This is a genomic window from Bacillota bacterium (assembly GCA_009711825.1).
Classification (GTDB): domain Bacteria; phylum Bacillota; class Proteinivoracia; order UBA4975; family VEMY01; genus VEMY01.
The window spans coordinates 176,602-200,824 of record VEMY01000010.1 but is presented as its reverse complement, the minus strand read 5'-3'; the positions used below and the strand labels follow the sequence as shown (position 1 = coordinate 200,824).

26 protein-coding genes and 1 pseudogene are annotated in these 24,223 nt (G+C 51.7%); 19 read left to right on the top strand and 8 right to left on the bottom strand.

Annotation, left to right across the window (positions count from 1 at the left end; translation table 11 throughout):
* Window positions 1-167: 167 nt before the first annotated feature.
* The 11 genes from FH749_05870 (at window position 168) to FH749_05820 (ending at window position 10,347) form a co-directional block, all read left to right on the top strand.
* On the top strand, window positions 168-620 hold the full coding sequence (locus tag FH749_05870) for a hypothetical protein (GenBank protein ID MTI95004.1): 453 nt from the start codon (window positions 168-170) through the stop codon (window positions 618-620).
* Between the two features lie 15 nt (window positions 621-635).
* The gene (locus FH749_05865; protein ID MTI95003.1) at window positions 636-923 is read left to right on the top strand and encodes a hypothetical protein; all 288 of its coding nucleotides are present in this window, start codon (window positions 636-638) and stop codon (window positions 921-923) included.
* 12 nt (window positions 924-935) lie between these two features.
* Window positions 936-1,511 (top strand): hypothetical protein, encoded by a 576-nt coding sequence (locus FH749_05860; GenBank protein ID MTI95002.1) that lies wholly within the window; start codon window positions 936-938, stop codon window positions 1,509-1,511.
* 170 nt (window positions 1,512-1,681) lie between these two features.
* Entirely contained in the window at window positions 1,682-1,882 is a 201-nt protein-coding gene (locus FH749_05855; protein ID MTI95001.1) for an alpha/beta-type small acid-soluble spore protein, read from the top strand.
* Window positions 1,883-2,025: 143 nt separating this feature from the next.
* A complete protein-coding gene (locus tag FH749_05850; protein ID MTI95000.1) occupies window positions 2,026-3,429 on the top strand; it encodes an MATE family efflux transporter in 1,404 nt (467 codons plus the stop codon).
* A 49-nt stretch (window positions 3,430-3,478) separates the two neighbouring features.
* The gene (locus FH749_05845; protein MTI94999.1) at window positions 3,479-4,021 is read left to right on the top strand and encodes a hypothetical protein; all 543 of its coding nucleotides are present in this window, start codon (window positions 3,479-3,481) and stop codon (window positions 4,019-4,021) included.
* A gap of 105 nt (window positions 4,022-4,126) precedes the next feature.
* Entirely contained in the window at window positions 4,127-6,136 is a 2,010-nt protein-coding gene (locus FH749_05840) for a S9 family peptidase (protein MTI94998.1), read from the top strand.
* Entirely contained in the window at window positions 6,137-7,306 is a 1,170-nt protein-coding gene (locus tag FH749_05835; protein MTI94997.1) for a beta-aspartyl-peptidase, read from the top strand. It abuts the gene before it with no gap.
* 114 nt (window positions 7,307-7,420) lie between these two features.
* Complete coding sequence (locus FH749_05830; protein ID MTI94996.1) at window positions 7,421-8,908, top strand: hypothetical protein; 1,488 nt, start codon at window positions 7,421-7,423, stop codon at window positions 8,906-8,908.
* A 109-nt stretch (window positions 8,909-9,017) separates the two neighbouring features.
* A complete protein-coding gene (locus tag FH749_05825) occupies window positions 9,018-9,329 on the top strand; it encodes a hypothetical protein (protein MTI94995.1) in 312 nt (103 codons plus the stop codon).
* Window positions 9,319-10,347, top strand: coding sequence for a polysaccharide deacetylase (locus tag FH749_05820; GenBank protein MTI94994.1), 1,029 nt, complete (start codon window positions 9,319-9,321; stop codon window positions 10,345-10,347). The genes FH749_05825 and FH749_05820 overlap by 11 nt, the downstream gene beginning before the upstream one ends.
* Window positions 10,348-10,418: 71 nt before the next feature.
* Here FH749_05820 and FH749_05815 read toward each other — a convergent pair whose 3' ends face one another.
* From FH749_05815 to FH749_05785, 7 genes and pseudogenes are all read right to left on the bottom strand, one after another.
* Window positions 10,419-11,000, bottom strand: a complete 582-nt coding sequence (locus tag FH749_05815; GenBank protein ID MTI94993.1) for a hypothetical protein — start codon at window positions 10,998-11,000, stop codon at window positions 10,419-10,421.
* A 3-nt stretch (window positions 11,001-11,003) separates the two neighbouring features.
* On the bottom strand, window positions 11,004-11,828 hold the full coding sequence (locus FH749_05810; protein MTI94992.1) for a hypothetical protein: 825 nt from the start codon (window positions 11,826-11,828) through the stop codon (window positions 11,004-11,006).
* A pseudogene (locus FH749_05805) lies at window positions 11,819-12,807 on the bottom strand (ATP-binding cassette domain-containing protein). The gene FH749_05810 and the pseudogene FH749_05805 overlap by 10 nt, the downstream one beginning before the upstream one ends.
* Before the next feature lie 277 nt (window positions 12,808-13,084).
* Window positions 13,085-14,464, bottom strand: coding sequence for an argininosuccinate lyase (argH, locus tag FH749_05800; protein ID MTI94991.1), 1,380 nt, complete (start codon window positions 14,462-14,464; stop codon window positions 13,085-13,087).
* Window positions 14,454-15,677 carry an argininosuccinate synthase gene (locus tag FH749_05795; protein MTI94990.1) on the bottom strand — a complete coding sequence of 408 codons (1,224 nt, stop codon included), beginning with the start codon at window positions 15,675-15,677 and terminating at the stop codon, window positions 14,454-14,456. Before FH749_05795 ends, argH begins: the two co-directional genes overlap by 11 nt.
* A 431-nt stretch (window positions 15,678-16,108) precedes the next feature.
* A complete protein-coding gene (locus tag FH749_05790) occupies window positions 16,109-16,615 on the bottom strand; it encodes a chromate transporter (GenBank protein ID MTI94989.1) in 507 nt (168 codons plus the stop codon).
* Window positions 16,615-17,166 (bottom strand): chromate transporter, encoded by a 552-nt coding sequence (locus FH749_05785; protein ID MTI94988.1) that lies wholly within the window; start codon window positions 17,164-17,166, stop codon window positions 16,615-16,617. The genes FH749_05790 and FH749_05785 overlap by 1 nt, the downstream gene beginning before the upstream one ends.
* 124 nt (window positions 17,167-17,290) lie before the next feature.
* On the opposite strand from FH749_05785, the gene scfA reads away from it, so the two are divergent.
* Genes scfA through FH749_05770 form a run of 3 tightly spaced genes read left to right on the top strand, consistent with a single transcriptional unit; the run spans window position 17,291 to window position 19,403 of the window.
* Window positions 17,291-17,428 (top strand): six-cysteine peptide SCIFF, encoded by a 138-nt coding sequence (gene scfA / locus FH749_05780; GenBank protein MTI94987.1) that lies wholly within the window; start codon window positions 17,291-17,293, stop codon window positions 17,426-17,428.
* A complete protein-coding gene (gene scfB, locus FH749_05775) occupies window positions 17,425-18,780 on the top strand; it encodes a thioether cross-link-forming SCIFF peptide maturase (GenBank protein ID MTI94986.1) in 1,356 nt (451 codons plus the stop codon). The genes scfA and scfB overlap by 4 nt, the downstream gene beginning before the upstream one ends.
* A 5-nt stretch (window positions 18,781-18,785) precedes the next feature.
* The gene (locus tag FH749_05770) at window positions 18,786-19,403 is read left to right on the top strand and encodes a hypothetical protein (protein MTI94985.1); all 618 of its coding nucleotides are present in this window, start codon (window positions 18,786-18,788) and stop codon (window positions 19,401-19,403) included.
* A gap of 19 nt (window positions 19,404-19,422) precedes the next feature.
* On the opposite strand, the gene FH749_05765 is transcribed toward FH749_05770, so the two are convergent.
* Window positions 19,423-19,893, bottom strand: a complete 471-nt coding sequence (locus FH749_05765) for a gamma carbonic anhydrase family protein (protein MTI94984.1) — start codon at window positions 19,891-19,893, stop codon at window positions 19,423-19,425.
* A 120-nt stretch (window positions 19,894-20,013) separates the two neighbouring features.
* Between FH749_05765 and FH749_05760 the strand changes: the two genes are divergently transcribed.
* Genes FH749_05760 through secF form a run of 5 tightly spaced genes read left to right on the top strand, consistent with a single transcriptional unit; the run spans window position 20,014 to window position 24,061 of the window.
* The gene (locus tag FH749_05760) at window positions 20,014-20,724 is read left to right on the top strand and encodes a serine/threonine-protein phosphatase (GenBank protein ID MTI94983.1); all 711 of its coding nucleotides are present in this window, start codon (window positions 20,014-20,016) and stop codon (window positions 20,722-20,724) included.
* 6 nt (window positions 20,725-20,730) lie between these two features.
* Complete coding sequence (locus tag FH749_05755) at window positions 20,731-21,105, top strand: hypothetical protein (GenBank protein ID MTI94982.1); 375 nt, start codon at window positions 20,731-20,733, stop codon at window positions 21,103-21,105.
* Window positions 21,083-21,751, top strand: coding sequence for an HD domain-containing protein (locus tag FH749_05750; protein MTI94981.1), 669 nt, complete (start codon window positions 21,083-21,085; stop codon window positions 21,749-21,751). Before FH749_05755 ends, FH749_05750 begins: the two co-directional genes overlap by 23 nt.
* 34 nt (window positions 21,752-21,785) lie before the next feature.
* Window positions 21,786-23,153: a protein translocase subunit SecD gene (gene secD, locus FH749_05745; GenBank protein MTI94980.1), complete on the top strand. Its 1,368-nt coding sequence runs from the start codon at window positions 21,786-21,788 to the stop codon at window positions 23,151-23,153.
* The gene (gene secF / locus FH749_05740) at window positions 23,153-24,061 is read left to right on the top strand and encodes a protein translocase subunit SecF (protein ID MTI94979.1); all 909 of its coding nucleotides are present in this window, start codon (window positions 23,153-23,155) and stop codon (window positions 24,059-24,061) included. The genes secD and secF overlap by 1 nt, the downstream gene beginning before the upstream one ends.
* Window positions 24,062-24,223 lie beyond the last annotated feature (162 nt).

Genomic DNA, 24,223 nt, shown 5'->3' with positions numbered 1-24,223 from the left:
ATGACCTCAATGGCCTCGCAAAGCTCCTGGTATTTGGACGAGCGCTTTGTCCGGAATCAAAGCTTGAGACTTTTAGAGAAAGGAATCGCTATGCCTTCAGTGTTGCATCGTCGGAAAGTCTAGCTGAGATATATCGGACCCTAGATTGTTTAGACGAGAAGTCAGTGATGAATTCTGATTGGGCTGTTTCCATCAATATTGTCCTTATATTTGTTTTAATGTTTGCGGCAAAGCTCATTAAAGAAAAGCTGGGGATTTTTAAAAGCATCATCGTCCCCACAGCACTGTTGGCGGGATTTTTGGGGTTAATTTTGGGCCCTGAAGCATTGGGATTGCTTCGATTCGATACCTCTCTCTATGAGAGATTGGTCTTTCATTTCATGGGAATCGGCTTTATCGCCCTCACGCTTTCAGAGCGAAGCGTCAAACAAAAAGCTGATTCAGTCAAGTCCGGCCTTTTTATTATTTCTACTTATTGTTTTCAGGGCCTGATTGGTATGCTTGCAGTCCTCTTCCTAATAATCACAGTTAAACCTGAGTTGTTTGTCGGTCTGGGATTAATGTTGCCATTGGCCTATGGCCAGGGGCCTGGTTTTGCCTCTTCAATCGGCAGTTCCTGAGATGAGGCGCTTTCATTGGGACTCATCAATCAGTACGGCCTCACCCTTTCCACAACAGGATTTCTTGTTGGCGGCCTGATTGGGGTGATAATGCTTAATTATTATATTCGCAAGCACAACATCCCGGTGGCAAAACTGAATACCCTTAAAGGTTTGCAGTCGAAGGAAATGACGGTTACTTCAGTCCGGGAGATAAATTTCTTTGACAATCTTACCGTGCAGATTACTTGGGTGTGCCTTATCTATCTTGGCGCATACGTCACCATATGGGGTTTAGTTTCGGTGTTATCTCTGCTGGGGTAGCTGGGAGAAACAGTGGCTAGTTTGATCAAGGGCTTCAACTTCCTGTTTGGCATCTTGCTGGCATTGTTATTTAAACGTGTCATGCATTTTCTGTCCCGGCGTGGACACCGGACGCTGCCGTTGTTGGATAGATATGTTATGCACAATGTAGCGTCATTGTCTTTTAATGTGATGATTACCGCCTCGGTAATGGCAATTTCGATTCAAGCCATCAGTTCATACTGGGAGGTCCTGCTGACGGTAGCAGTGGTTGGAGCCGTCGCGACTTTGTTTTTTGTCACTTGGTTTGCAAAAAAGGTGTTCTTGCAGCATACTCTCCACTATTCCCTGGCGATGTTCGGAATGTTGACTGGCACTGCGTCAACGGGAATTGCGCTGCTTCGAGGCCTGGATCCAGACTTGGATACCGATGTTGCCAAAAACTTTGTTTTGGGCAGCGCTGTGGCTGCGCCCCTTGGTTTCCCGCTTATGATCCTGTTGGGGCTGCCGATTATCGGGTTTACTGAGAATAATCCTATGTACTATTACCTGACATTCCTGGCAAATCTTGGCTTATACGCTTTTGTTAACTGGGATTCTGCTTTATAAACTGCGTCAGGAACGTAAAGCATCAGCAGGTGAAGTTGATACCATAATATAATTGTTCAGCAAATATATTGGCTTCGGGCACATAAATATTTACTAACTGACTGGGGGTTTGCACTAGCTTGTTTGAGGCATACTAACCTTGCAGACTTTATGTCTGCGGGGGAGGTGAGATGTTGGCAAGGCGAAAGCTCCTGCTGCCCGAAGCTGAACAGGCGATGGATAAGTTCAAATATGAGGTTGCACAGGAACTGGGGCTTGCTGACAAGGTTTCCGCAGTCGGGTGGGCGGATATGACCACCCGGGAATGTGGCATGGTCGGCGGCATGATGGTCAAGAAGCTTATTCAGATGGCTGAAGACCAACTTGATTAGAGCTGACTGAGACACCCCCTGGCACTAGGCCGGGGGGTGTTCCATTACCGGGATTGATTACAGAAACATAACAATGAACAATTTCGCATAGCGAACTAATCCTCCGTGTGATACAATAAGTAAGGTATCGGAGGGGACTGTATATGAAAGAAAATAAAAACCGCGAAAAAATTCTTGACGGCAATATAAAGAAAGTGCTCTTATCCCTGGCTCTGCCAATTATGTTGGCCAATGCAATTCAAACTGTTTATCAGGTTGTGGATATGTACTGGGTCAGCCGGCTCGCCGACGGTGACAACGCTGTTGCAGCAATAAATTTTGTCTGGCCGATGATTTTTGTCACCATTGCCTTTGGAATCGGCATAAATATCGCCGGTACCAGTATAATCTCCCAATATATTGGCCTGGATAAGGAACGAGAGGCGAAAAAGGTTGCTGGACAACTAATCTCCTTCTCCCTTGTTTTCTCCGTTTTGCTCAGCGTTGTCGGCTATTTGTTTGGCGGGCAACTGCTGTCTTTGTTGGGAGCGGAAGGAACGATGCATACTTATGGCTGGGAGTTTCTCAGTATTATTTTTGTAGGAATGCCGTTGATGTTTTTGTTTTTTGCGTTTCAATCAATCAAGCAGGGTCAGGGAGATACCGTTACTCCTATGGTTTTGGCCGGTGCTTCGGTGTTGTTAAACATTATTCTCGACCCTATATTCATGTTTACCTTTGACATGGGCATTGCCGGAGCAGCCTGGGCAACAACAGTTTCGAGAGGGTTGAGCTGTTTTGCCGGCCTTTATCTGTTGTTTTTCACCAATAACGGATTGCGACTGCGGTTTATTGATCTCAGGTATAATGGCAAGGTTCTGTCCAAGATTGTTAAAATTGGTCTTCCTTCAGCCATCGGGCATTCGGTAGAAGGGTTTGGCTTTATGCTCCTCAACGTGTTTGTGCTTAGCTTCGGCTCTTACACCATTGCTGCTTTTGGTATTGGCAATAAAATCAATTCGCTGATTTTAATGCCGGCAATGGGCATCGGCGCCGCTCTGGCCACAGTTGTTGGCCAGAATCTGGGCGCCGGTCAGGTTGACCGGGCCGGCCAGGCAGTTAAAGAAAGTATTAAGCTCTCTGTGAGTATTATGGCAGTGGGCGGGGTAATCATGTTCTTTATTACACCCTGGATTGTCGGCATCTTTACAGACCACCCAGTGGTACTGGAACAGGGCATATACTTCCTGCGTCTGATTGCGATTACCATCCCGCTGATGGGGATTTTTCAATCCTTTGTCGGTGTGTTTCAGGGGTCCGGCCATACGATGACGGCAATGATGATAACAACTGGCCGCCTCTGGGCGTTACGGATTCCACTAATTCTTATCCTCAAAAATTTCACTATGCTACAGGAAAAATCAGTCTGGTATGCCATGGTCAGCAGCAACCTAATAATCTGCTTGATTGGATTTGGGTTGTTTATGCTGGGGCACTGGAAACAACGGGTGGTCGATGAAGATGAAGATGAGGATTATTCAGAAGGCGAATTGCAGATGGCTCGATAAATAACTACCTCTTGCCTTACGGCAGGTCGCAGGGTTATTCCTTACAGTTATCTCGGGCAGGACCCGGGATGAAGCCCGGATTTTGGTTTTGGCATTGGGAACTGTGTTAATCTCAGTTGGGCTTGCCACACTTCTTGCAGTTCCTGCATTATTGGCCGCAATGAGCGCCGGCGCTGTATTGGTTAATCTGTCTCGCGCTCCACAGCGTTTGCGAAGAGCCCTGCAAGGAGTGGAGGCGCCAATCTTACTTGCCTTTTTAACATTGGCAGGTGTTAAACTAGATATCGCAGTTGTGCCGGAGGTAGGTCTGATAGGTTTTGTTTACATTGCTGCACGTTTAGTCGCCAAGCTAATGGGCAGTAGTATTGGGGCCAGTATGACAGCATTTCCGACCAGTTGGAAACGGAATATTGGGCGGGCCCTGACTCCCCAAGCGGGGGTAGCAATTGGGCTGGCAATAATTGCGGAACAGCGGTTACCTCATGTTGCTGGGACTGTGACAACAGTTATTTTGGGGGCAGTGGTGGTATTTGAGATAATTGGCCCGATATTAGTGCGACGTGCATTATGTGATGTTGGCACACATGATTAACGTCTACTCGAGCACCCCCCGGGGTGCTTTTCACTTCCTTCGGCTGCAGGATTTCTCGGTTACTTGCAGAATAACGTTATTAATGAAAAACAAGGGGGACGTATTGTGGAAAAACTAAAATTAGATGATTTTACCCGTTATCATTTTTTATCGGGAATTGAATTCAGTCCCGACGGAGAACATGTTTGTTTCGCGGCCCACCGGGCTAATCTCGACAAGAATAATTACGACTCCAACCTCTGGATATACAATGTCAAGACCGACAGGTATTTTCAGCTTACCGCCTTTGACCAAGAGCGGGGTTTTATCTGGTTGGATGACGGCGAGCACATCCTTTTCCCCGGAATCCGCAAGTCCCAGGATAAGGATAAACAGGCGGGCGGCGAGGTTCTGACTGTATTTTACAAAATCAGCATTCATGGTGGTGAGGCCAGAGAAGCATTCCGGCTACCCCTGCCGGTGAAAAGTATTCGTCAGGTGGACAGCACCCGCTTTCTGGTTACCGCCACTTATAACCCTAACCGGCCCGATTTGGACGGAATGTCCGAAGCGGATAAGGCCGCCGAGCTCAAACGGCGCAAGGAAGAAAAGGATTATGAAGTTGTTGAGGAAATCCCCTTCTGGAGTAATGGCGAAGGGTTTGTGAGCAAAAACAGAAACCGGGTCTATCTATACGACAGCGCCAGTCGGCAATATGAGGCTCTGACCAACGATAAACTTCAGGTCTATAGTTTGCAATTAAATGAAGCGAGAACCAAAGCCGTGCTCATCGGTCAGGAGTATACCGGGCGTATGGAGCGGCAAAATACCCTCTACATCCTGGACATTGATGAAAAATCGCTGCGTCGGTTGACACCGGAAGACGAGAAGATAACCTATAATGCTGCCCAGTTTATCCGGGAAGACAAACTGATTTGCCTTGCCAACGAAATGGAGCGCCATGGCATCAATGAAAACGCCCGTTTCCATATTGTTGATGTAAAATCCGGTCAGCGACAGCTGCTGACCCCGGATTTTGAACAGAGCACCTGGAACTCGGTGGGCTCCGATTGCCGTTTTGGCGGCGGACAGCCGGTGCGGGTGGACAACGGCTATCTTTACTTTATGACCACCGAAGATTTTAGCTCGTACATCAATCGGATTGATATTGACGGGAAGATCGAGCGAATCACTAGTGCCACTGGCTCGGTGGATTCCTATGCAATTCATGACGGCGAGATTTTGTTCATCGCCCTGCGCGGTCTGAAGCTGCAGGAACTCTATCGGTTCACTGGTTCCGACGAAGAGCAAATCACTCGTTTTAATGACTGGGTCGCATCAGAGAAATCCCTTTCCGAACCCAAGCACTTCAGCTTTGAATCTTCCCCTGGGGTGATGATAGACGGCTGGGTGATGGAGCCGGTGGACAAGGAGGAGGGCCGCAAGTATCCGGCAATCCTCAATATTCATGGCGGTCCCAAGACTGTCTATGGCGATGTGTTTTATCACGAAATGCAATATTGGGCTAACGCCGGTTATTATGTGTTCTTCTGCAATCCTCGGGGTGGCGACGGCAAAGGCAATGAGTTTGCCGATATTCGCGGTAAATACGGAACGATTGATTATGACGATATCATGCGCTTTACCGATGAGGTGCTTAAGCGTTACCCGGATATCGATGCCGAACGCCTGGGTGTCACCGGCGGCTCCTATGGCGGCTTTATGACCAATTGGATTATCGGTCATACAGATCGCTTTCGGGCCGCAGCCAGCCAGCGCAGCATCTCCAACTGGGTGTCCTTTGGCTTTGTCTCCGACATCGGCTACTTCTTTGAGCCGGACCAAGTGGGAGCCACACCCTGGGAAGACATTGACAAGGTGTGGGAGCATTCGCCACTAAAATACGCCGACAAGGTGAAAACGCCGACCCTGTTCATCCACTCCGATGAGGATTATCGCTGCTGGGTGCCCGAGGCAATCCAGATGTTTACGGCCCTGAAATTCCATGGGGTAGAGTCCCGGCTCTGTATGTTCCGGGGTGAAAACCACGAACTGAGCCGCAGCGGCAAACCAAAGCCGCGGATTCGTCGCTTAGAGGAAATTACCCAGTGGTTTGATCGCTATCTGATGGAATAGATGTCGATGCTAAAATTACTCAAAGTCGGTAGCTGTCTGGCGCCCGGGAGCGAGGAAGCTACAGAAATTCTCGTGGCCGCTGAAAAAGTTATCGCCATCGGGCATGATTTGGCCAATAACCTCGCCGGATTCGAGTCGGAAATAATCGACTGCGGCACCAAGAGCATTGCTGTGCCGGGGTTAATTGATCAACATGTGCATATACTCGGTGGCGGCGGTGAAGGCGGCTACCACACCCGGGTGCCGGAACTGATGCTTTCCGAGATAGTCCGCTGCGGCGTCACCACCGTGGTGGGGATGTTGGGCACCGATGATGTGACCCGGCATCTGGAGTCGCTCTTGGCCAAGGCTCTGGCCCTGGAGACCGAGGGGATTACCGCATACATCCTCACCGGCTCGTACGCCCTGCCGACGCCGACATTGACCGGCAGCGTCAAGCGGGACCTGGTCCTGATTGATAAGGTGCTTGGTGCCGGCGAAATTGCCCAGTCCGACCATCGGGCCAGCAAGGCCGGGTACCAGGCCCTGAAGGACGTGGCGGCCGCCTGCCGTCTGGGCGGCTTGCTCAGCGGCAAGGCCGGGCTTTTGCACCTGCATCTGGGCGACGATCCGGAGGGACTTGCGCCGGTGCGGCGTTTGGTGGAAGAGCGGGTAATCCCCATCCGCCAAATTGTAGTCACCCATGTGAACCGCAACCGCCGCTTGTTTCTGGAAGCGGTGGATTACCTGCGGGCAGGCGGCAATATCGATCTGACTTCTTTTGCTTTTCCCGGCGACGATGCTCTGACGGTGGTCGCGGCCATTAAGAAGCTGAAAGCGGAAGGTCTGTCCCTGGAGCGGGTGACTGTCAGCTCCGACGCCAATGGCAGCATGCCCCGGGTCGATGATCAGGGGCAGGTAATTGGTTTGCTGGCCGCCAGCATGGACACTCTGCTGGCCGACTTGCAGGCCCTGTACCGGGAGGAAGTGCTGGACCTGAAAGAACTGCTTGCCCTGGTTACAACAAACCCGGCCCGCTTGCTGGGCCTACCCCACAAAGGCACACTGACAGTCGGCGCCGACGCCGATATCACCGTTTTCGATTCTGAGCTCAATGTCAACCATGTGCTGGCCCGGGGCCAGGTGATGGTTGCTGCGGGCGCAGTTGTAAAGAAAGGCACATTTGAATAAGCAAAAAAGGGATGCCTGCGCATCCCTTTTTGGGAACATGCGGTGGAACTTTGACTGTTATGTTTTCCTGATTTCCAACGTCTTATTTATAGCTACATTTTGTGGGGGGAGTGCATGTTTGAAAAGTTGTTTGCCGATTGCAAACGGGTTATAAAGATTTCTTTAACAGTCTTTGTCGCGCTGATTGTTCTCGTCTTGTTTTTGTCTTCTCCGACTGAACTGGCGCTCAGTGATACTGAATTGGAGTTGGCAATCGGGGAGCGATTTCAGTTGACTGTAGAGCGTTTGGACAGAGATAAACTCACTTGGTCTTCTAGCGACCCGGCGGTGGCCCGGGTGAATCAGCGCGGTGACGTAGTCGCGCTGTTCCCGGGGACTGCGGAAATCGCTGTAGAGGCCGAGGGGCTTACTACTGTCTGCACAGTTGTGGTGCCAATCCCAGACGTTGCGAATTTACAGATGGCGGAGTACTTGCCCATGGTCATTGGCGATAGCAAGAGAATAGAACCGGCGGTGGAGCCTGCTGAAGCCAAACTCCATGATGATTGGCAGTGGACTTCCAATGATTTTGGGGTTGCAACTATCGATTCCGAGGGAAATGTGACGGCAGTGGGGCTGGGCAGTACTGTTATCACGGCCCAACTGGGCGGGACTGAGGCCACTTGTCTTGTTACAGTGCACAGGCCAATGTATAAAGAATCGCTACAGAGAACTTGGTTACCTTTTTTTGATTTCAAATATCCGGAGATTTTTCTCAATACCGCCGGCACTCTTTTCGCTTATCGCACTGACATTGGTAAAGGGGGGATCGCCGTGGTAGCGGATCGTAGTGGCAACTACCACGTCTTGCCTGATTTTTATGAGTACGGCCCCCCAACATGGCAGGGTGACAAGCTGATTTATCAGGTGGTGAAAGCAGGTGACGGTGGTTGGGATGAGCTGGAAAGGGTCGTCTATATCTACGACCCGGCAGACCAGTCCTCGCTTGAAATTGACGGGATTCCCGAGACTATTCCCTCATCATCACTGATTTTGCGCCAGAACCAGGTATTCGCCCTCGCTAACGATGGAATTTGGTCATATGATCTGCCAACTGAAACATGGGCCCAGATTACTCAGCTGGCCCTTGAGGGCACCGGCCCTGTTTGGAGCCCGGACGGCCGGTTTCTGGCCTGGTGGGCAAGCGAAGGGCTGGCGGTTCTGGATGTGGATTCTGGAGAAAAGCCCCTGGTTGCGGAAAGTGGTCGTGGCCAAATTGCCTGGTGCTGGGATAACATGCGCCTGGCGATCCTCAGTCATCAGGCAGAAGAACTGCAGATTTTTGCCCGGACTGGGGAAGTGCAGAGGGTTTTTCCTGTCCATAGCAACGAAATCAATCATTGGCGTCATTGGTTGCGAAACTTGAGCTGGGTGCCCGGCGAAAATAAAGTTTCTTTTCAGGACTCCAGTACTTTATTTGTTATCGATGTTGACTATGGCAGGCGGTGGGCAAATACCGGGGCGCCACCCACCCACATTTGGCTGGCAGATGGCCGCCTGGCCTATTCCGGACCAACTGAACGGGCAGTTTTGCTGGAAACCTTTGCAGTCCAATGGGATTAATCGAAAAGAAGACAGGTTTGCCGGAGCAGACCTGTTTTTTTATGGCTTAGAGGATATTGATATAGGCAAGTAGAAACAATAGGTAATTAATCACACAGGAGGAAGGATAGTGAAAAGAACAGGCATAATTCTGGCGTTTACAGTTCTATCACTGGCGGCGGCGGGTTATTTGTATATCGACGTACAAGAGCAAACTAATCAGCTCAGAGATTTGGAGGCTGCCTTCAATCTGGCAGAGGCAGCCAATAGCGAACTGACGGCCAAAAAAGAGGAGCTTGAAGAACAGTTAAATGCCAGGACGGAAGAGCTGACTAATCTTTTGGCCCAAACCCAGGCTGCTGACGAGGATCTGCGGGCACTGGAGGCTGAGCTTGCACGAATTGAGGCTAAGATTGACGGGGCTGGCGAAGATGATGAGTAGCGCAAACTCCCGGCGCCTGAGAGTACTCTTAACCTCAATCTTAGTCCTGGCGGCGTTGGCTGCAGGTTATTTACTCGTTCTGCAGCAAGCAAACAAAATTTCTATTTCCCAAGTGGAGCGCCAGTTGGCTACGAGTCTAGAGCAAACTGAAGACCTGGAGCAAGTCCTGCTGGAAATTGCTGCGGACCTTGAGCTTGCCGAGGCACAGATGGAAGCGGCAGAAGACCGCAGCAAGGGCGTTTTGGCGAATGTAGCGGCTGTGGCCGAGAAGCTTACCAAAGCCGAGGCAGAGTTGACACGGGTGGAAGCAGCCCGCAGCCAGCCGGCCGCAGATGTTAGTTTGACGCCGGGATTTAGACATTCTCTCCAGGGGAGTACTCCCCCCGATGAGAAGATCGCCTTTCTCACCTTTGATGATGGGCCGTCGCTTGTGACTGGGCAGATTCTGGACATTTTAGGAGAATACGAGGTTCCCGCCACATTCTTTGTCAATGGTCGCACAACCAGTACTGCTATTGCGATGTATAAGCGAATTGTTGATGAGGGCCATGCCCTGGGAAACCATACATATACCCACCGCTGGAGCGAGTTGTACACTTCAATCGATGCCTTTTTTGACGATCTCCTTCGCTTGGAGACCTTATTAGTTAAGCATACCGGTGTACGACCGAGTATCGTTCGCTTCCCCGGCGGATCCAGCTACGCTTATGCAGGGCGCTATGGTGGCAGTTCCATCATGGATGAATTGGCCCAGGCCCTGTTGGACAGGGGTTACTATTATTTTGACTGGAATGTGAATTCCGGCGATTCAGTGGCTGCGACAGCGCCTAGGGACAAGATTGTAGAGAATGTCCTCAAAGGCGTGCGGGGTAAGAACAATGCGATTATCTTGCTCCACGACCTGCCCAGCAAGACTACTACCGCGGAAGCGCTGCCGGAAATAATCGAGGAATTGCACAGGCAGGGCTACAGGTTTGAAGCGCTAAACGAGGATTCTTTTACTTATCGGTTCCGCTAGCTGCCGTTGCCGTGCTGGGGTAGCGAGGATTTTTAACTGTCGGTGCTGGTATAGTGACGCACGCCTATCCGCTATACCATTATTGCGGTGGCCAAAAATGCGAGTCCGACTGGCAGGGCCAACCAACCCAGGGCGGGGGAAACTCCGTCCCAACCACCAATCGCCGCTGCCGGCCAATAGGCGAAGGCGAGCATCGGCATGATGTAGAGAAAGGTATTTTTAAGCCAGGCAGGTAAGAGCTGGGGTGGACATTTTGTTATTTGATAGCTTATATTGGTGAAGATATAAATCCAGTCCAGGGCATTGATTGTCCAGAAAGAAATGGCGGCCGAGATAATAAATACACCGGTATAGATGGCATAGCCGCCGACTAGAGCGAAGACCAACAGAATGGTTGTTGGTGCCCTCAGGACTATCTCCAATCGAGCCAGGGCCCAGCCAATCATAAACAGACCTCCGACGACCCGGGAGAGCCTATGGACATGAAAGCGGGCGCCGATGTTGCCAAAGCGGGCAAAAAGCAAAAATACTGCAATCGGGTCGCTGATCACAGTGGACAGAACCATCGCCATTTGCAGGGGCCAGCCTTTATATTGGAGGTTTGCCAGGAAGTTCAGGCGAATAAACCGCAAGTAAAGGTTGAATCCGGTCATCTGCTAACCTCCTTGAATTACCAGGCGCCGGAATTGTCTGTTCAGCAGAAACCGGCCCAGAATGATAAAGACGAGGGTCCAGGCCAGTTGCAATCCGACTGCAGACCAGACTGCAACTGCCGGCAGGGTGCCAGTATACAGGCGCAGGGGAATATCTACCAGACCAGCGAAGGGCTGCCAGTAGAGGATTGCCTGGGTCCAGTCCGCCCATAGTTGCAGGGGCAGTTCTGCCCCGGATAAAAGCGTAATCAGGCCGAGGACGATGTGAGTGGGTCCCTCCCCCCAAGTAACACGCATCAGCAAGGTATATGTGAAGGTTATACAGGCGCAGGCCAGGAGCAGCGCCGCAGCTAGGGCCAGCATAGCGGCAAAAAGATTTGCCAGTGAAGCGGGCCCTTGTAAATTGTACGGCGCCGGCAGGAGCATGATAATCAGGGTGACGGGTGCCAGTTGCATCAAAAGCGGCGCCAGGCGGAGGGCCGCTGCCCGGGCAAACCCATGGGCATACAGGTCCAGTGGTCGGCAAAGCTCGATACCAATATCACTGTTGCGGATCTTTTGCCAGACTTCTGAGTCCACTGACATCGCCGGCAGGATATGGGCGATAACCTGAATCAGCCAGACATAGCTGATGGCCTGCCCCATGTTCATGCCGGCAGTGAAACCGGCGCCGGTGTTTTCGCCAAACCGGTAGAATATCTGAATCAGAACCACGTGGACAAACCCGTAAAAGATAAAGGTGCTCATCTTTGCCCAAGCCGCAGCCCGAAATTTCAGACCCGAGATTAGTTGGATACGCACAAGCGAGAGGTAGGCTGTCACTGGCATAACCGAAGTTCCTTGTACATATCGGCAATCATCTGGTCCACATCCTGCTCTTCCACCATCATGTCCGCAAGCGGACAGGAGGCGGCCAGGGTAGCAATCATTTCCTGGGTAGGGGTGTGATCCGGGCGAAAGTATACCAGGTATTCGCCGTTGGACATTTCCACCCGCTCGGCACCCGCTAAATGAGTGACGGTGACAGGCCGGGAAAGTTTGGCCCTGATGCGGCGCTGGGGTGAATATCGTTGTTTCAAGTGCTGCAGGCTGCCGTCAAATGGTAAGTGCCCGCGGCCGATGACCATCACCCGTCGACAAAGGCTGTCGATATCAGTCATGTCATGGGTGGTAAGAATCATCGTTACGCCATGTTTTTCGTTGAGCTCCTTGAGAAAGCTGCGCAGGGCCAGCTTGGAGACTGCATCGAGGCCGATAGTTGGCTCATCGAGAAAGAGGATTCGGGGGTTATGGAGCAGCGAAGCGATTAGCTCACAACGGATACGTTGGCCGAGGCTGAGTTGACGCACAGGTATGCCCAAAAGGTTTGCGATGTCCAAAATGTCTGTAAGATTTGTCAGGCGTTTGCTGTAGTCTCGGGCGTTGATTCCATAGATGTCCCGGATCAAGTCGAAGGAATCCTGAACCGGCAAATCCCACCACAATTGGCTGCGCTGGCCAAATACTACGCCGATTTGGGCGACATGGGCTGTGCGCTCCTGCCAGGGCACTCGCCCCATAATCTGGCAGTGGCCACTGTCAGGTATTAGGATCCCGCTCATAATTTTGACCGTGGTTGATTTGCCGGCGCCATTGGGGCCAATGTAGCCAACCAGTTCACCTTCATTGATGTTGAAGCTGACATTGTTTAGGGCGTCAACCGGTATGCGTTCCCGGGTAAAGGCGCCCGGATTGCGCCCATCAGACCTGGTGGCCGTTTGTAAACCTGGTACTGTTTGTTCACCGCCTGCAATACAATCTGTGCCATACACACTCCCCCTAATTAGTATCAGGAGGATAATATATCCCTGGGCGGTCCGGAAGTAAAACTGTGAATGCAAAAAACCCATCCTTTACCGGTTAAGGATGGGCGTAAAGCTTAACTTATCATGGTTTTTTGCAAAATACCTTGACAAGTTAGAACTTTTACTTTAGTATAACTTTGTTCAGTGAATGGCAACATTCACCGGGCATCCTTATATCTAAAACAGGCTTGTCAGGCGACAGGTCTTTTTTTTATTGTTGGTTGCGATAATTATGCCGACCTAACCAACACGCCTGCGGGCCTGCTTCAGTTGTTTGTGCACCTGGGCTTGCCCGGTGCCACCTTCGCTATTGCGCGCGGCGATAATCTGCTCCGGTGCCAGCACGTGATAGATATCCTGGTCGATGAGGGGGTTGAACTGCTGGTATTCTTCCAGGCTGAGGGCCGTCAAATGTTTTTTGTGCTCAATCGCATAGAGCACGATCTGGCCGGTGATTGCGTGGGCTTCCCGGAAAGGGAGTCCCTTGGCGGCCAGGTAATCGGCGATGTCGGTGGCGCCGGAGTAGTCCTCCCGGACCGCCTTGTGCATCGCCGCTTTGTTTACCCGCATTGTTTCAATCAGCGGCGCCAGCAGCTTCAGGGCCCCCGTCAGTGTTTTTACAGTGTCCAACATACCTTCCTTGTCTTCCTGCATGTCTTTGTTGTAGGCCAGGGGCAGGCCCTTGAGCACGGTGAGCAGTCCGATTAGATGGCCGTAGACGCGGCCGGTTTTGCCCCGGAGCAGCTCCGGCACATCGGGGTTTTTCTTTTGGGGCATGATGCTGGAGCCAGTGCAAAAGGCATCATCCAGCTCCACGAATTGGAACTCCTGGCTGGACCAGACAATCAGCTCCTCGGCAAGCCGGGAGATATGCATCATCATAATCGAGGCGGCGGCGAGGAATTCCAGCACAAAGTCCCGGTCGCTGACAGCATCGATGCTGTTGGCATAGACTTGGGAAAAACCCAGCAGGTCGGCGGTTTTTTGGCGGTCGATGGGAAAGGTGGTCCCTGCCAGGGCGCCGGCACCCAGGGGCGATATGTCCACCCGCTTGAGACTGTCTTGTAGGCGCTCTTTGTCCCGCTCAAGCATCCAAAAATAGGCCAGCAGGTGGTGGGCAAAGGATACGGGCTGGGCGCGCTGGAGATGGGTATAGCCGGGGAGGATGGTGTCCACATGGGCTTCGGCCTGTTTGAGCACGGCCAGCTGGACCTGGCCCAGGTGGCTGATAATTTTTTCGGTGTGGTTTTTTAAGTAGAGGTGCATGTCGGTGGCTACCTGATCGTTGCGGCTGCGGCCGGTGTGGAGCTTGCCCCCCGTAGGGCCGATTTCAGCGATTAGCAGCTTCTCGATATTCATATGAATGTCTTCATCGGCGACCGAAAGTTCTAGTTTGCCCTGCTCAAGTTTTTCGGCGATTTTCTCCAGGCCCTGGACTATTCTGTAGCCTTCATCCGGCGTGATAATTTTACATTCGGTCAGCATCTTGGCATGGGCGATGCTGCCGGCGATATCCTCAGCGGCAAGTTCCTGATCAAAGCTGATGGAGGCGGTGAAATTATCCACCAGCTGGTTTGTCTCGTTGGTGAAGCGGCCACCCCAGAGTTTGCTATTTGACACGTTGCAGCACCTCCTTGGGCTGATTTACTGCTGAGTAGGTCTTGGTGGACAGCCCCCAGAGCTTGATAAAGCCGGCGGCGGCGTCATGGTCAAACACGTCGCCCTGGGAATAGGTCGCCAGTTTCTCATTATAGAGGCTGGTCCGGGCCATTCTGCCGGTGACCTGGTAATTACCTTTATGGAGTTGGACGCGGATAGTGCCGGACACGGTCTTTTGGGTTTCCCGGATAAAGGCGTTGAGGGCATTTGTGAGGGGGGAGTACCAGAGCCCGTCATAGAGCGCCTGGGCCAGCGCCTGTTCCACCTGGGGCTTGAAGCGGCTCACTTCTCGGGGTAAAGTGAGGAACTCAAGCTCCCGGTGGGCGTTGATAAGAATCATTGCCCCGGGGCATTCGTAGACCTCCCGGGACTTGATGCCCACCAGTCTGTTCTCGATGTGGTCGATGCAGCCGACACCGTGTTTGCCGCCTAGTTCGTTAAGGGTTTCGATGATACTGACCAGGTCAAGTTGGGTACCGTTCAGGGCCACCGGCAGACCCTGCTCAAAGCTGATCTCGACAGTTTCCGGCGCGTCCGGGGTGTTTTCGATTGGGTTTGTCCAGGCGAAAGCGTCCTCAGGCGCTGCCTGCCAGGGGTCCTCCAGCACGCCGGCCTCACAGGCCCGCCCCCAGATATTGGCGTCGATGGAATAGGGCTTTTCCAGGTTAACCGGCACCGGGATTCCCTGCTCCCGGGCGTAGGAGATTTCCTCATCCCGGTTCATTTTCCACTCCCGCACCGGGGCGATGATCTCCAGGTCCGGGGCCAGGGCCTGGACCGAGATCTCAAATCGCACCTGATCGTTGCCCTTACCGGTACAGCCGTGGGCCACCGCCGTGGCCCCTTCCTTGCGGGCCGTCTCCACCAGATAGCGGGAGATTAGAGGGCGGGAAAGGGCCGAGGACAGGGGGTACTTGCCCTCGTAGAGGGCATTGGCCATCAGGGCCGGAGCGATGTACTCCCGGGCCAGAGTCTGTTTGGCGTCAATCGCTATTGCTTTGATTGCGCCAACCGCCAGCGCCTTTTGCTTGACTTGTTCCAGGTCTTTGTTTTCGCCAACTTCCAGTCCAAGGGCAACGACATCACAGCCGTACTTTTGCTGCAGCCACTTGATGCATACCGAGGTGTCCAGACCGCCGGAATAGGCGAGAATCACTTTATGTTTTTTTGTCATTTGCATGCACTCCTTAGAATTGATGGTTTATAATTGCTAAAACCCGATTAGCAGAAGGACCTACAAAATTATATAAAAAACCCGTCTCCAAAAAGAGACGGGTTGACCCGCGGTGCCACTCTCATTGATAGGGATTTGTTCTGGGAACCGGAAAACAAAAAACCGCCTCCGGTAAGAGACGGTTATTTCCGCGGTGCCACTCTAATTGATACAGAACAAGTCCATATCCACTTACTCCGATAACGGCGGATGCCGAATCCTCCTACTGAATTCAGAGGACCTCCTCCAGGGTGCGCTTCACAAGAGTCTTGTTGCCGGACTTCCACCAACTCCGACTCGCTGGAACAAAAATCCCTTGCTACTCTCCCTGTCCCGGGATTTACTGTATTAAAGCAGATTATAAATCGATGTTTGGGACTTGTCAAGGGAAACTACATAAAGATGACGCCGGCAATTCCAGCCAGGAGAATGATGTAGATTGGGCTCAGTTTGGTTCCGGCCGCAAGCCCGAAGGCAATCAGGGCAAAAATTACATCTACCGGAGTCTGAACCGCAGGGCCAAAGAGGCTGACCACGGCCGCGGCAATCAGGGCGGTGACGGCAACGCTGACACCGCGTAACGACACCCCGTACTTGCTGGCCTTGAGTTTTGCCAGGAACTTAGCAAAGATGATCATGATGATCAGTGACGGAGTGACAACGCCCAATGTCGCAAGGGCGGCGCCAGGAACACCGGCCACCTGATAACCGACAAAGGTTGCCGAATTAATCGAGATTGGGCCGGGGGTCATTTCCGCCACGGCGACGATGTCTAGAAACTGGGCCTGGGTCAGCCAGCCATGGATGAGGATTTCCTTTTCCATCAAAGGGATCATCGCGTAACCGCCGCCAAAGGTAAACAGTCCAATGCGGAAGAAAGTAGTGAACAAAGTAAGCATTATTGTTCACCCCCGTTCTTGTTCAATGCAGCCCAGGCCAAAGTGACCAGGCCGCTGGCAATAATAAAGATAACCGGGTGAACACCTGGGAGAAGAACAATCGCCGCCAGCGCGACTGCAAACAGCGCGATGAAGAATCTGCCCCGCACAAGTTTACGCGCCATTTTCCAGGCCACATGGGCGATTAAGGCGACAACCGCCGGGCGCACGCCGGCAAAGAATTTTACCGCCGGCTCCCACTCCAATATGTTGGTGAAGAATACCGCAATGCTGAGGATAATCATAAATGATGGCAAAATAACGCCCAGGCAACCGGCCAAGGCGCCGGGAATGCCGGCTTGTTTGTTACCAATGAAAATTGCGGTGTTTACGGCGATTGCACCGGGTGCGGACTGGGTGACGGCAATTGTTTCGGTGAATTCGTCATCTTCCAGCCAGCCCAGGCGCTCAACAATATCCCTGCGCATTACCGGCAGCATGGCATAACCGCCACCAATGGTGAATGCGCCTACTTTGAAAAATGAAGAGAATAATTGCCAAAGTACATGCACTTGGGGTCCTCCTTTCTGTCTGCTCCATTATAGCATAAATGGATTCGGCGTCGGGCAGGTTTGTATATTGTCACTAGATTTTAAAAATGATAAGATAAACTATATTTGCAAGGAGGCTGGAATTATGAAACATATTATTACCGTCTATGGCGGCCAAAAAAATACCGATGCTGCGGCGTGCGGCGAGTGTGTGACTTCTTGTCAGTCGGCATGTAAAACGTCGTGCACTGTTGGCAACCAGGTCTGTGTCAACAAGGGATGAATCCGGGAAATTATCATTTAATAACCCGCGGTGAGCTCAATATTGTGCTTGATGTGCCGACCGGCGCCGTCCATGTGTTTGATGCGCCGGCTTTGGCCGTTTTTAAGGCTTTGGCAGAGGGCAAAAGTTTTGAGGATTTAGCGCGGGATTGGCAGTTCTCTCCCGAGGAACTCGCCGATTCCTGGCAGGAGGTTCACGGGCTGATTGAGCAGGAGTTGTTGTTCACCCGGGATGTAAAGCCGCGGCAGCGGCCGGGTGGTGGACGTTTTAAGGCGATGTGTCTGCATGTCGCCCATGACTGCGATTTGCGTTGCCGCTATTGTTTCGCCTCCACCGGCAGTTTTGGCGGTGAACGGGGATTGATGGACGCTGATGTGGCCCGGTCTGCTGTCGATTTGCTGTTGTCCAGCTGCGGCCACACCTGTGAGATTGACTTTTTTGGCGGTGAGCCTCTGCTGAACATGGAGGTTGTCCGCAGGACGGCTGCCTATGCTCGGGAGCGTGCTGAGGCACTGAACAAAAAGGTAAATCTTACTCTGACAACCAATGCAAATGCTCTCACTCCCGCCTTGCAGCATGAACTTGCCGAGCTGGGGTTGGATTTGGTGCTAAGCCATGACGGCCGTCCGGAGGTACATGATAAGATGCGACCTGGCTGCGATGGTTGTGGCAGTTACCAGGCAGTGACCGAGAATATTCAGGCTTTGCTTGCGAAAATCGGGGACAACCATTATGTGCGTGGTACATATACCGCTCTTAACACAGACTTTGTCCGGGATATTGAGCATTGGCTGGACTTGGGTTTTCGGCGCTTCTCTTTGGAACCGGTGGTGGCCCCGGCCCGGTCCCATTTGGCGATTAGGACTGAGCATTTGCCCCAATTGCGACAGCAATATTGGCAGCTGGCGGAGCTGGCTTTGAACACACCGGAACCATTTGTTTTCTTTCATTTTCTTATTGATTGGAGCCAGGGCCCCTGTGGCGCCAAGCGTGCGTCGGGTTGCGGCGCCGGTGTCGAGTACCTGGCTGTATCACCGGCGGGGGAACTCTACCCTTGCCACCAATTTGTCGGGCAGTCAGAATGGCGTCTGGGCGACGTGTACACGGGAGTGAGCACTCCCCGCGTACGGGACAGTTTTGCAGCTGCAGACATGTGGCAAAAAGAAACCTGCCGCAAATGCTGGGCACGGTATTATTGCGGTGGCGGTTGTCACGCTAATGCCTGGTGGGCCAATCAATCTCTGGATGAGCCCTGGGACTTGGGGTGTGAGCTCCTAAAAATGCGCATGGAAGCGGCCCTGTTTTTGAAAGTTAAACAGGCATTGAATGAACAAACTATCGGTAAGAGGTGAGGCATGTGGTGAAGCATAGGAAATCCAACAGACGTAAACAGGTATGGACCAATATTTTGTTGATTGTCCTGACTGTGGCTGTGCTGGCGGTTGGTGGCGGTGCAATTTGGTATTACCAGGCGTATTTGCCGGGGGCGACGGCAGCTATGGAAGCAAGTGCCAAAGACTTCAGCGCCAGCTACTTTAATTATGATTATCAGAGCATGACCGGTTTGGAAGGTATCGATAATGTCAGCGGCCGGTTTGCCGATTACCTCAGGGAGACTGCAAATGATCGGGTAGACGCCTTTACCCAGCAGCAAACTGTCTCGGAAATCATCGGCGATATCCAGGTTCAGGTGTTGGACCGCGGTTGGCGTCAGGGAGTTGTTCGGGCTGAGTTCATGCGAATCGAAACAGACGGCGATAATGTTCGCGAGCAATTGGAGTACTATACTTATTACTTTGTTGAAGAAGCCGGTGACTGGGTTGTTGACCGACTGGAAGTCCCCAGCCAGGAAGATTTGGCTAACTTCTGGCGCAGTCGCGGTTTTACCCCGGTTGATGATGAAGATGATGAAGATGATGAAGACGGGGAAGGCGAAGATGAAGAAGATAATGGTTCAGATGAAGAGGACGAATAGAAAGATTAAGAGAGCAGACCTAAATCTGCTCTCTTTTTTCAGGGACGAATTCATTATCATGCACCAGCTGTTTTTGGGCCATCTGCCAATAATTTTCCGCTGACTTGCCGACTGCCTCAATTTCTTCCGGGGTTAGCGAGCGGATAATTCGAGCAGGCTTGCCCATAACAAGAGAATTGGCTGGAATCTTTTTCCCCGGTGAGATTAAGCTGCCGGCTGCAATTAGGCAGTTTTCGCCAATTTCGGCGCCATCGAGAACAATTGAGCCAATCCCAATCAGGCAGTTGTCAGCAATTGTGCAGCCGTGGAGGACGGCTTTGTGGCCGATGGTCACCCGGTTGCCAACTTCAAGGGGATGATTGCTGTCAACATGCAGCACAACCCCGTCCTGAATGTTGGTTTGGTCGCCGATGGTCATGGCAGCCATATCTGCCCGCAGCACCGCCAACGGCCAGATACTAACTTTTTTTCCCAATGTGATGTCACCCATTAACACCGCTGAGGGGTGGATGTACTGTTCTAGTTTCAAGACAATGCTCCTTTCTTTGCATTTTTTTGCCACCTAAATTATAATTTATTTCAGGTCTTGAGAAAAGGGAAGGGGAGTCTAATGCAGATTGCAGTCGCCGTTGATAAAACAGCAAAACATGCAGTCAGTCAGGCCGGAGACAGCGCCGAAGTGGTGGAGCGCCCCTTGGGCGGAGTTTCAGTGCTGATTGTCGATGGTCAGGGCAGCGGCCGGGCCGCTAAGACAATTAGTTCAGCCCTGGCGGGCAAGGCCTCAGCATTGATAACTGATGGGGCTAGAGACGGGGCCGTGGTCAGGGCAATCCACGATTGGCTCTATGTGCAAAAGCGCGGGCGTGTCAGCGCTACCATCGGCATGATTTCAGTGGCCACAGACACCAAAACCCTGGTCCTGACACGCAGCGGCAACTGCCCGATTTTTGTTTTTTCGGCGGAGCGGGCGTGGCGCTTTGACAGCGATTGCCCGCCCCTGGGATTTTACCGTTTTACCCGTCCCCAGATTCAACAGCTGCCCCTTAGGGCTGGTCTGATGGCTGTCACCTTCAGTGACGGAGTCCTCAGTGCCGGCGTTCGTTCAGGCAAAGAAATGTCTGTGGAGGCCTGGCTGCAAAAGATTCATCACTTTTATAAACAGGATATCGCGCCTGATTATGTTGCTGGACAGATTATCAATCACGCAATCGCTTTAGATGATGGTCGTCCCCAGGACGATACCTCGGTGGCGGTTGTATCAATCCGTGATCGTGCGGGCAATGGCATCCGGCGAATGCGGGTTGAATTTCCGTTGGAGTGACAGACTATGGATGAGATCATTGCTGTTGTGGGCAATTGTGCTGCGGGTAAAACAACTTTGGTGAAAAATTTAAACGATTTGGGCTACAATGCCAGGAATGTTCCCCAGGAGCATTCGGAGGTCCGACGTTTGTGGAAGTATAAACGGCCGACTGTTTTGGTAATGCTAACTTGTACTTTCGAAACCGCCTGCAAGCGGCGGCCTAGCTTTGCCTGGTCGGAAAAACAATTGCAAATCCAACAGCAGCGATTGAAGTTTGCCCGTGAAGAATGCGATTTGTTAATAATCACCGACCCCCTCAGTATTGATGAGGTGACCCAAACCGTTGTCGATTTTTTGGAAAAGAGGAGCAGAGCAAATGAGCAAACCAATCACAGTTGAAGATGTTAAAAAACTGCCCATGGTGCAAACTTTTATTGAGATTGGTAATGAGCATTTGGGCGCCATGGGGTTTACTGAGCACAGTTACCGCCATGCCGGTCTGGTCGCAAAAATTGCCGGCAACACCCTTTCACGCCTTGGGTATCCCAAACGAGATTGTGAATTGGCTGAGATTGCTGGCTATATGCATGATATGGGCAATGTCATCAGCCGCTATAATCATGGTCAGTCCAGCGCCTATATGGCGATTCAGGCCCTGAAAGATTTAGGCATGGCCTGGGAGGAAATCGCTTTGGTGGCAGCTGCTGTCGGCAATCATGAAGAACAATACGGACATCCGGTGAACCATATCGCCGCGGCCTTAATTTTGGCGGATAAATCTGATGTCCATCGCTCCCGGGTGCGCAATACGGATGTGGTGAATTTTGATATCCACGACCGGGTTAATTACGCCGCTCAGCATTCCTTTTTGCGTGTTGATTCAGAACAAAGAATTATCACCCTGGAGTTGGAAATCGATACTGAAATCAGCGATGTTATGGAGTATTTTGAGATTTTCCTTACCCGGATGATTATGTGCCGCCGGGCCGCCGATCACCTGGACAGTTCGTTTTCACTAGTAATTAATGAGTCTCGCCTGCTCTAAACAAAATTGACACTGACATTGGGACAAGGTTATAATGTTGGGAGTATGGCGAGAGGAAGGGGAGAATGCGATGATTCAGTGGAACAAGCTGCTGACGCTGATTTTGCTGATCGCTGTGATTGTATCAGCAACAGCTCTGGCAGTGCCTCTGATTATTGACGAAATCAACCTGGGTCTGGATCTCCAGGGCGGGGTCTATGTGCTTCTGGAAGCGCAGCCGTCCGAGGACAGCCCGGATGAAGAGACAGATGAAGAAGAAAGTGTGTCATTCCTGCAGCGGATAACCGGCTGGTTTGACAATTTGTTTGGCCGCGGCGGCGATCAGCCCGGTGGCGGTCGGATAGCAGAAGAAGACATGGTGGGCACAATTGCCGTGCTGCGCAACCGTGTGGACCAGTTTGGGTTCGCCGAGCCGATTATTCAACGGGAGGGCGAGCGGCGGATTCGGGTTGAGCTTGCTGTGGACCCCAATGTTGACATGGACCAGCAGGCGATTCTCGATATGATTGGTACCACCGCCCAGCTGGAGTTTCTGGACGCCGATGGCAATACAGTGATAACCGGCGCCAATTTACGCAATGCTCAGGCAGGTTTTGACGACCGCGGCAATGCGATTGTTTCCCTGCGCTTTGATTCGGAAGGCGCCCAGTTATTTGAAGAATTAACCAGGACACATATCGGCCAGCAAGTGCCAATTGTCCTGGATGGCGAGATTATTTCCAATCCAGTAGTAAACAGTGTGATTTCCGGCGGTCAGGCCCAAATTGAGGGCATCGGCACCATCGATGAAGCAGCCAACCTTGCCAATTTGCTCCGCTCCGGCGCCCTGCCGCTGGAATTGGTGCAGCTGCAGGTGAGGACTGTCGGCCCGACTTTGGGGCTTGATTCTCTGCAACGCAGTTTACAGGCTGGTATGATAGGTCTGGTTTTGATCTTAGTATTTATGATTGTTTTTTACCGATTACCGGGTCTGATGGCCGCTTTTTCCCTGCTGGCCTATCTGGTTCTGCTCCTGGGAACGCTGACGGCCATGGGCGCTGTTCTTACCCTTCCCGGTATCCTCGGTATAATTCTCACCATCGGCATGGCCGTGGATGCCAATGTCATTATCTTTGAACGGATAAAGGAAGAGCTCTATAACGGTAAGACTTTCCGCACCAGTGTTGTATCTGGTTTCCGGAAGGCATTGAGCACCATCCTTGACTCCAATGTCACCACATTGATTGTCGCGGCAATTCTCTTTCAGTTTGGCACCGGCCCGATTCGGGGCTTTGCCCTGACGCTGTCCATTGGTGTTATCGTCAGCATGATCTCCGCTTTGGGAATTAATCGGTTGCTGATGTCCAATCTGATTGCTTCCAACGTAGTTAAAGCCAGATGGTTGCTGGGGGTGAATAAGTAATGAATTTTGATTTTATGGCGAGACGCCGTGTTTGGTTTGTTGCCGCCCTGGCAATTATTCTTGTTGGTCTGGCATCGTTATTGATTCAGGGCCTGAATTTTGGCATTGATTTTACTGGTGGTACCCGCTTGCATTTGGAGCTGCCCGGAAATGTCAGCATCCAGGAGATGCGCGATGTTTTGTCTCAGGTGGAGGCAGAAGATGCCACCGGCCGGGTTATCACACTTGAAGGCAGCTTTATCCAGACAGTGGATGGAGAAAATGAGTTTGTGATTCGCACCGTTCCCCTGACCGAGGATGAGCAGGAACGCTTGTTGACAGCAATCCGTGAGAACTGGGCCGGATTTACCAATGAAAACATCCTTGATATTGAAGGGGTTGGGCCAGTAGTCGGCGGCGAGTTGATTCGTAATGCCCTGATGGCTTTATCGATTGCTGCTCTGGCAATAATCGGCTACATCAGTTACAGGTTCCAGTTCAAATATGCGATCACTGCTCTGGCAGCTCTGTTCTTTGATACTTTTGTTGTTATCTCCGCTTTTTCAATTCTGCAGGTGGAACTGAACAGTCCCTTTGTCGCCACCATCTTGATTATTGTCGGATATTCGATTAACGATACGATTGTACTTTTTGACCGTATCCGTGAGAACTTGAAATACGAGTCCAGTCTCAAGGTGCTGGATCAGACTGTTAACCGCAGTATCAACCAGACCCTGGTGCGGTCCCTGAACACTTCTTTGACCACATTGCTGGTTATCGGTTCTCTGTTGTTTTTGGGCGGCGAGACAATTCGCCCGTTTGCGCTGCCATTGTTTATTGGCATCATCAGTGGCACCTTTTCGTCAATTTTCATTGCCAGTCCCATTTGGTACAGTTGGCGGATGCGGGAAACGAAGGTTCGAGCGTAGAAGCACAGAACCTGCCGCAATGTGCGGCAGGTTCTTTTTTGTCGGTAGGGAAATTATTTACTTTAGGTGCATTGTATGCTATTCGATGGGGGGATATAAGAAGAGCGAAGCGTTTTTCTTGATTTCGGCAGGAAATGGCATACTAATAGCGAATTCTGTTTT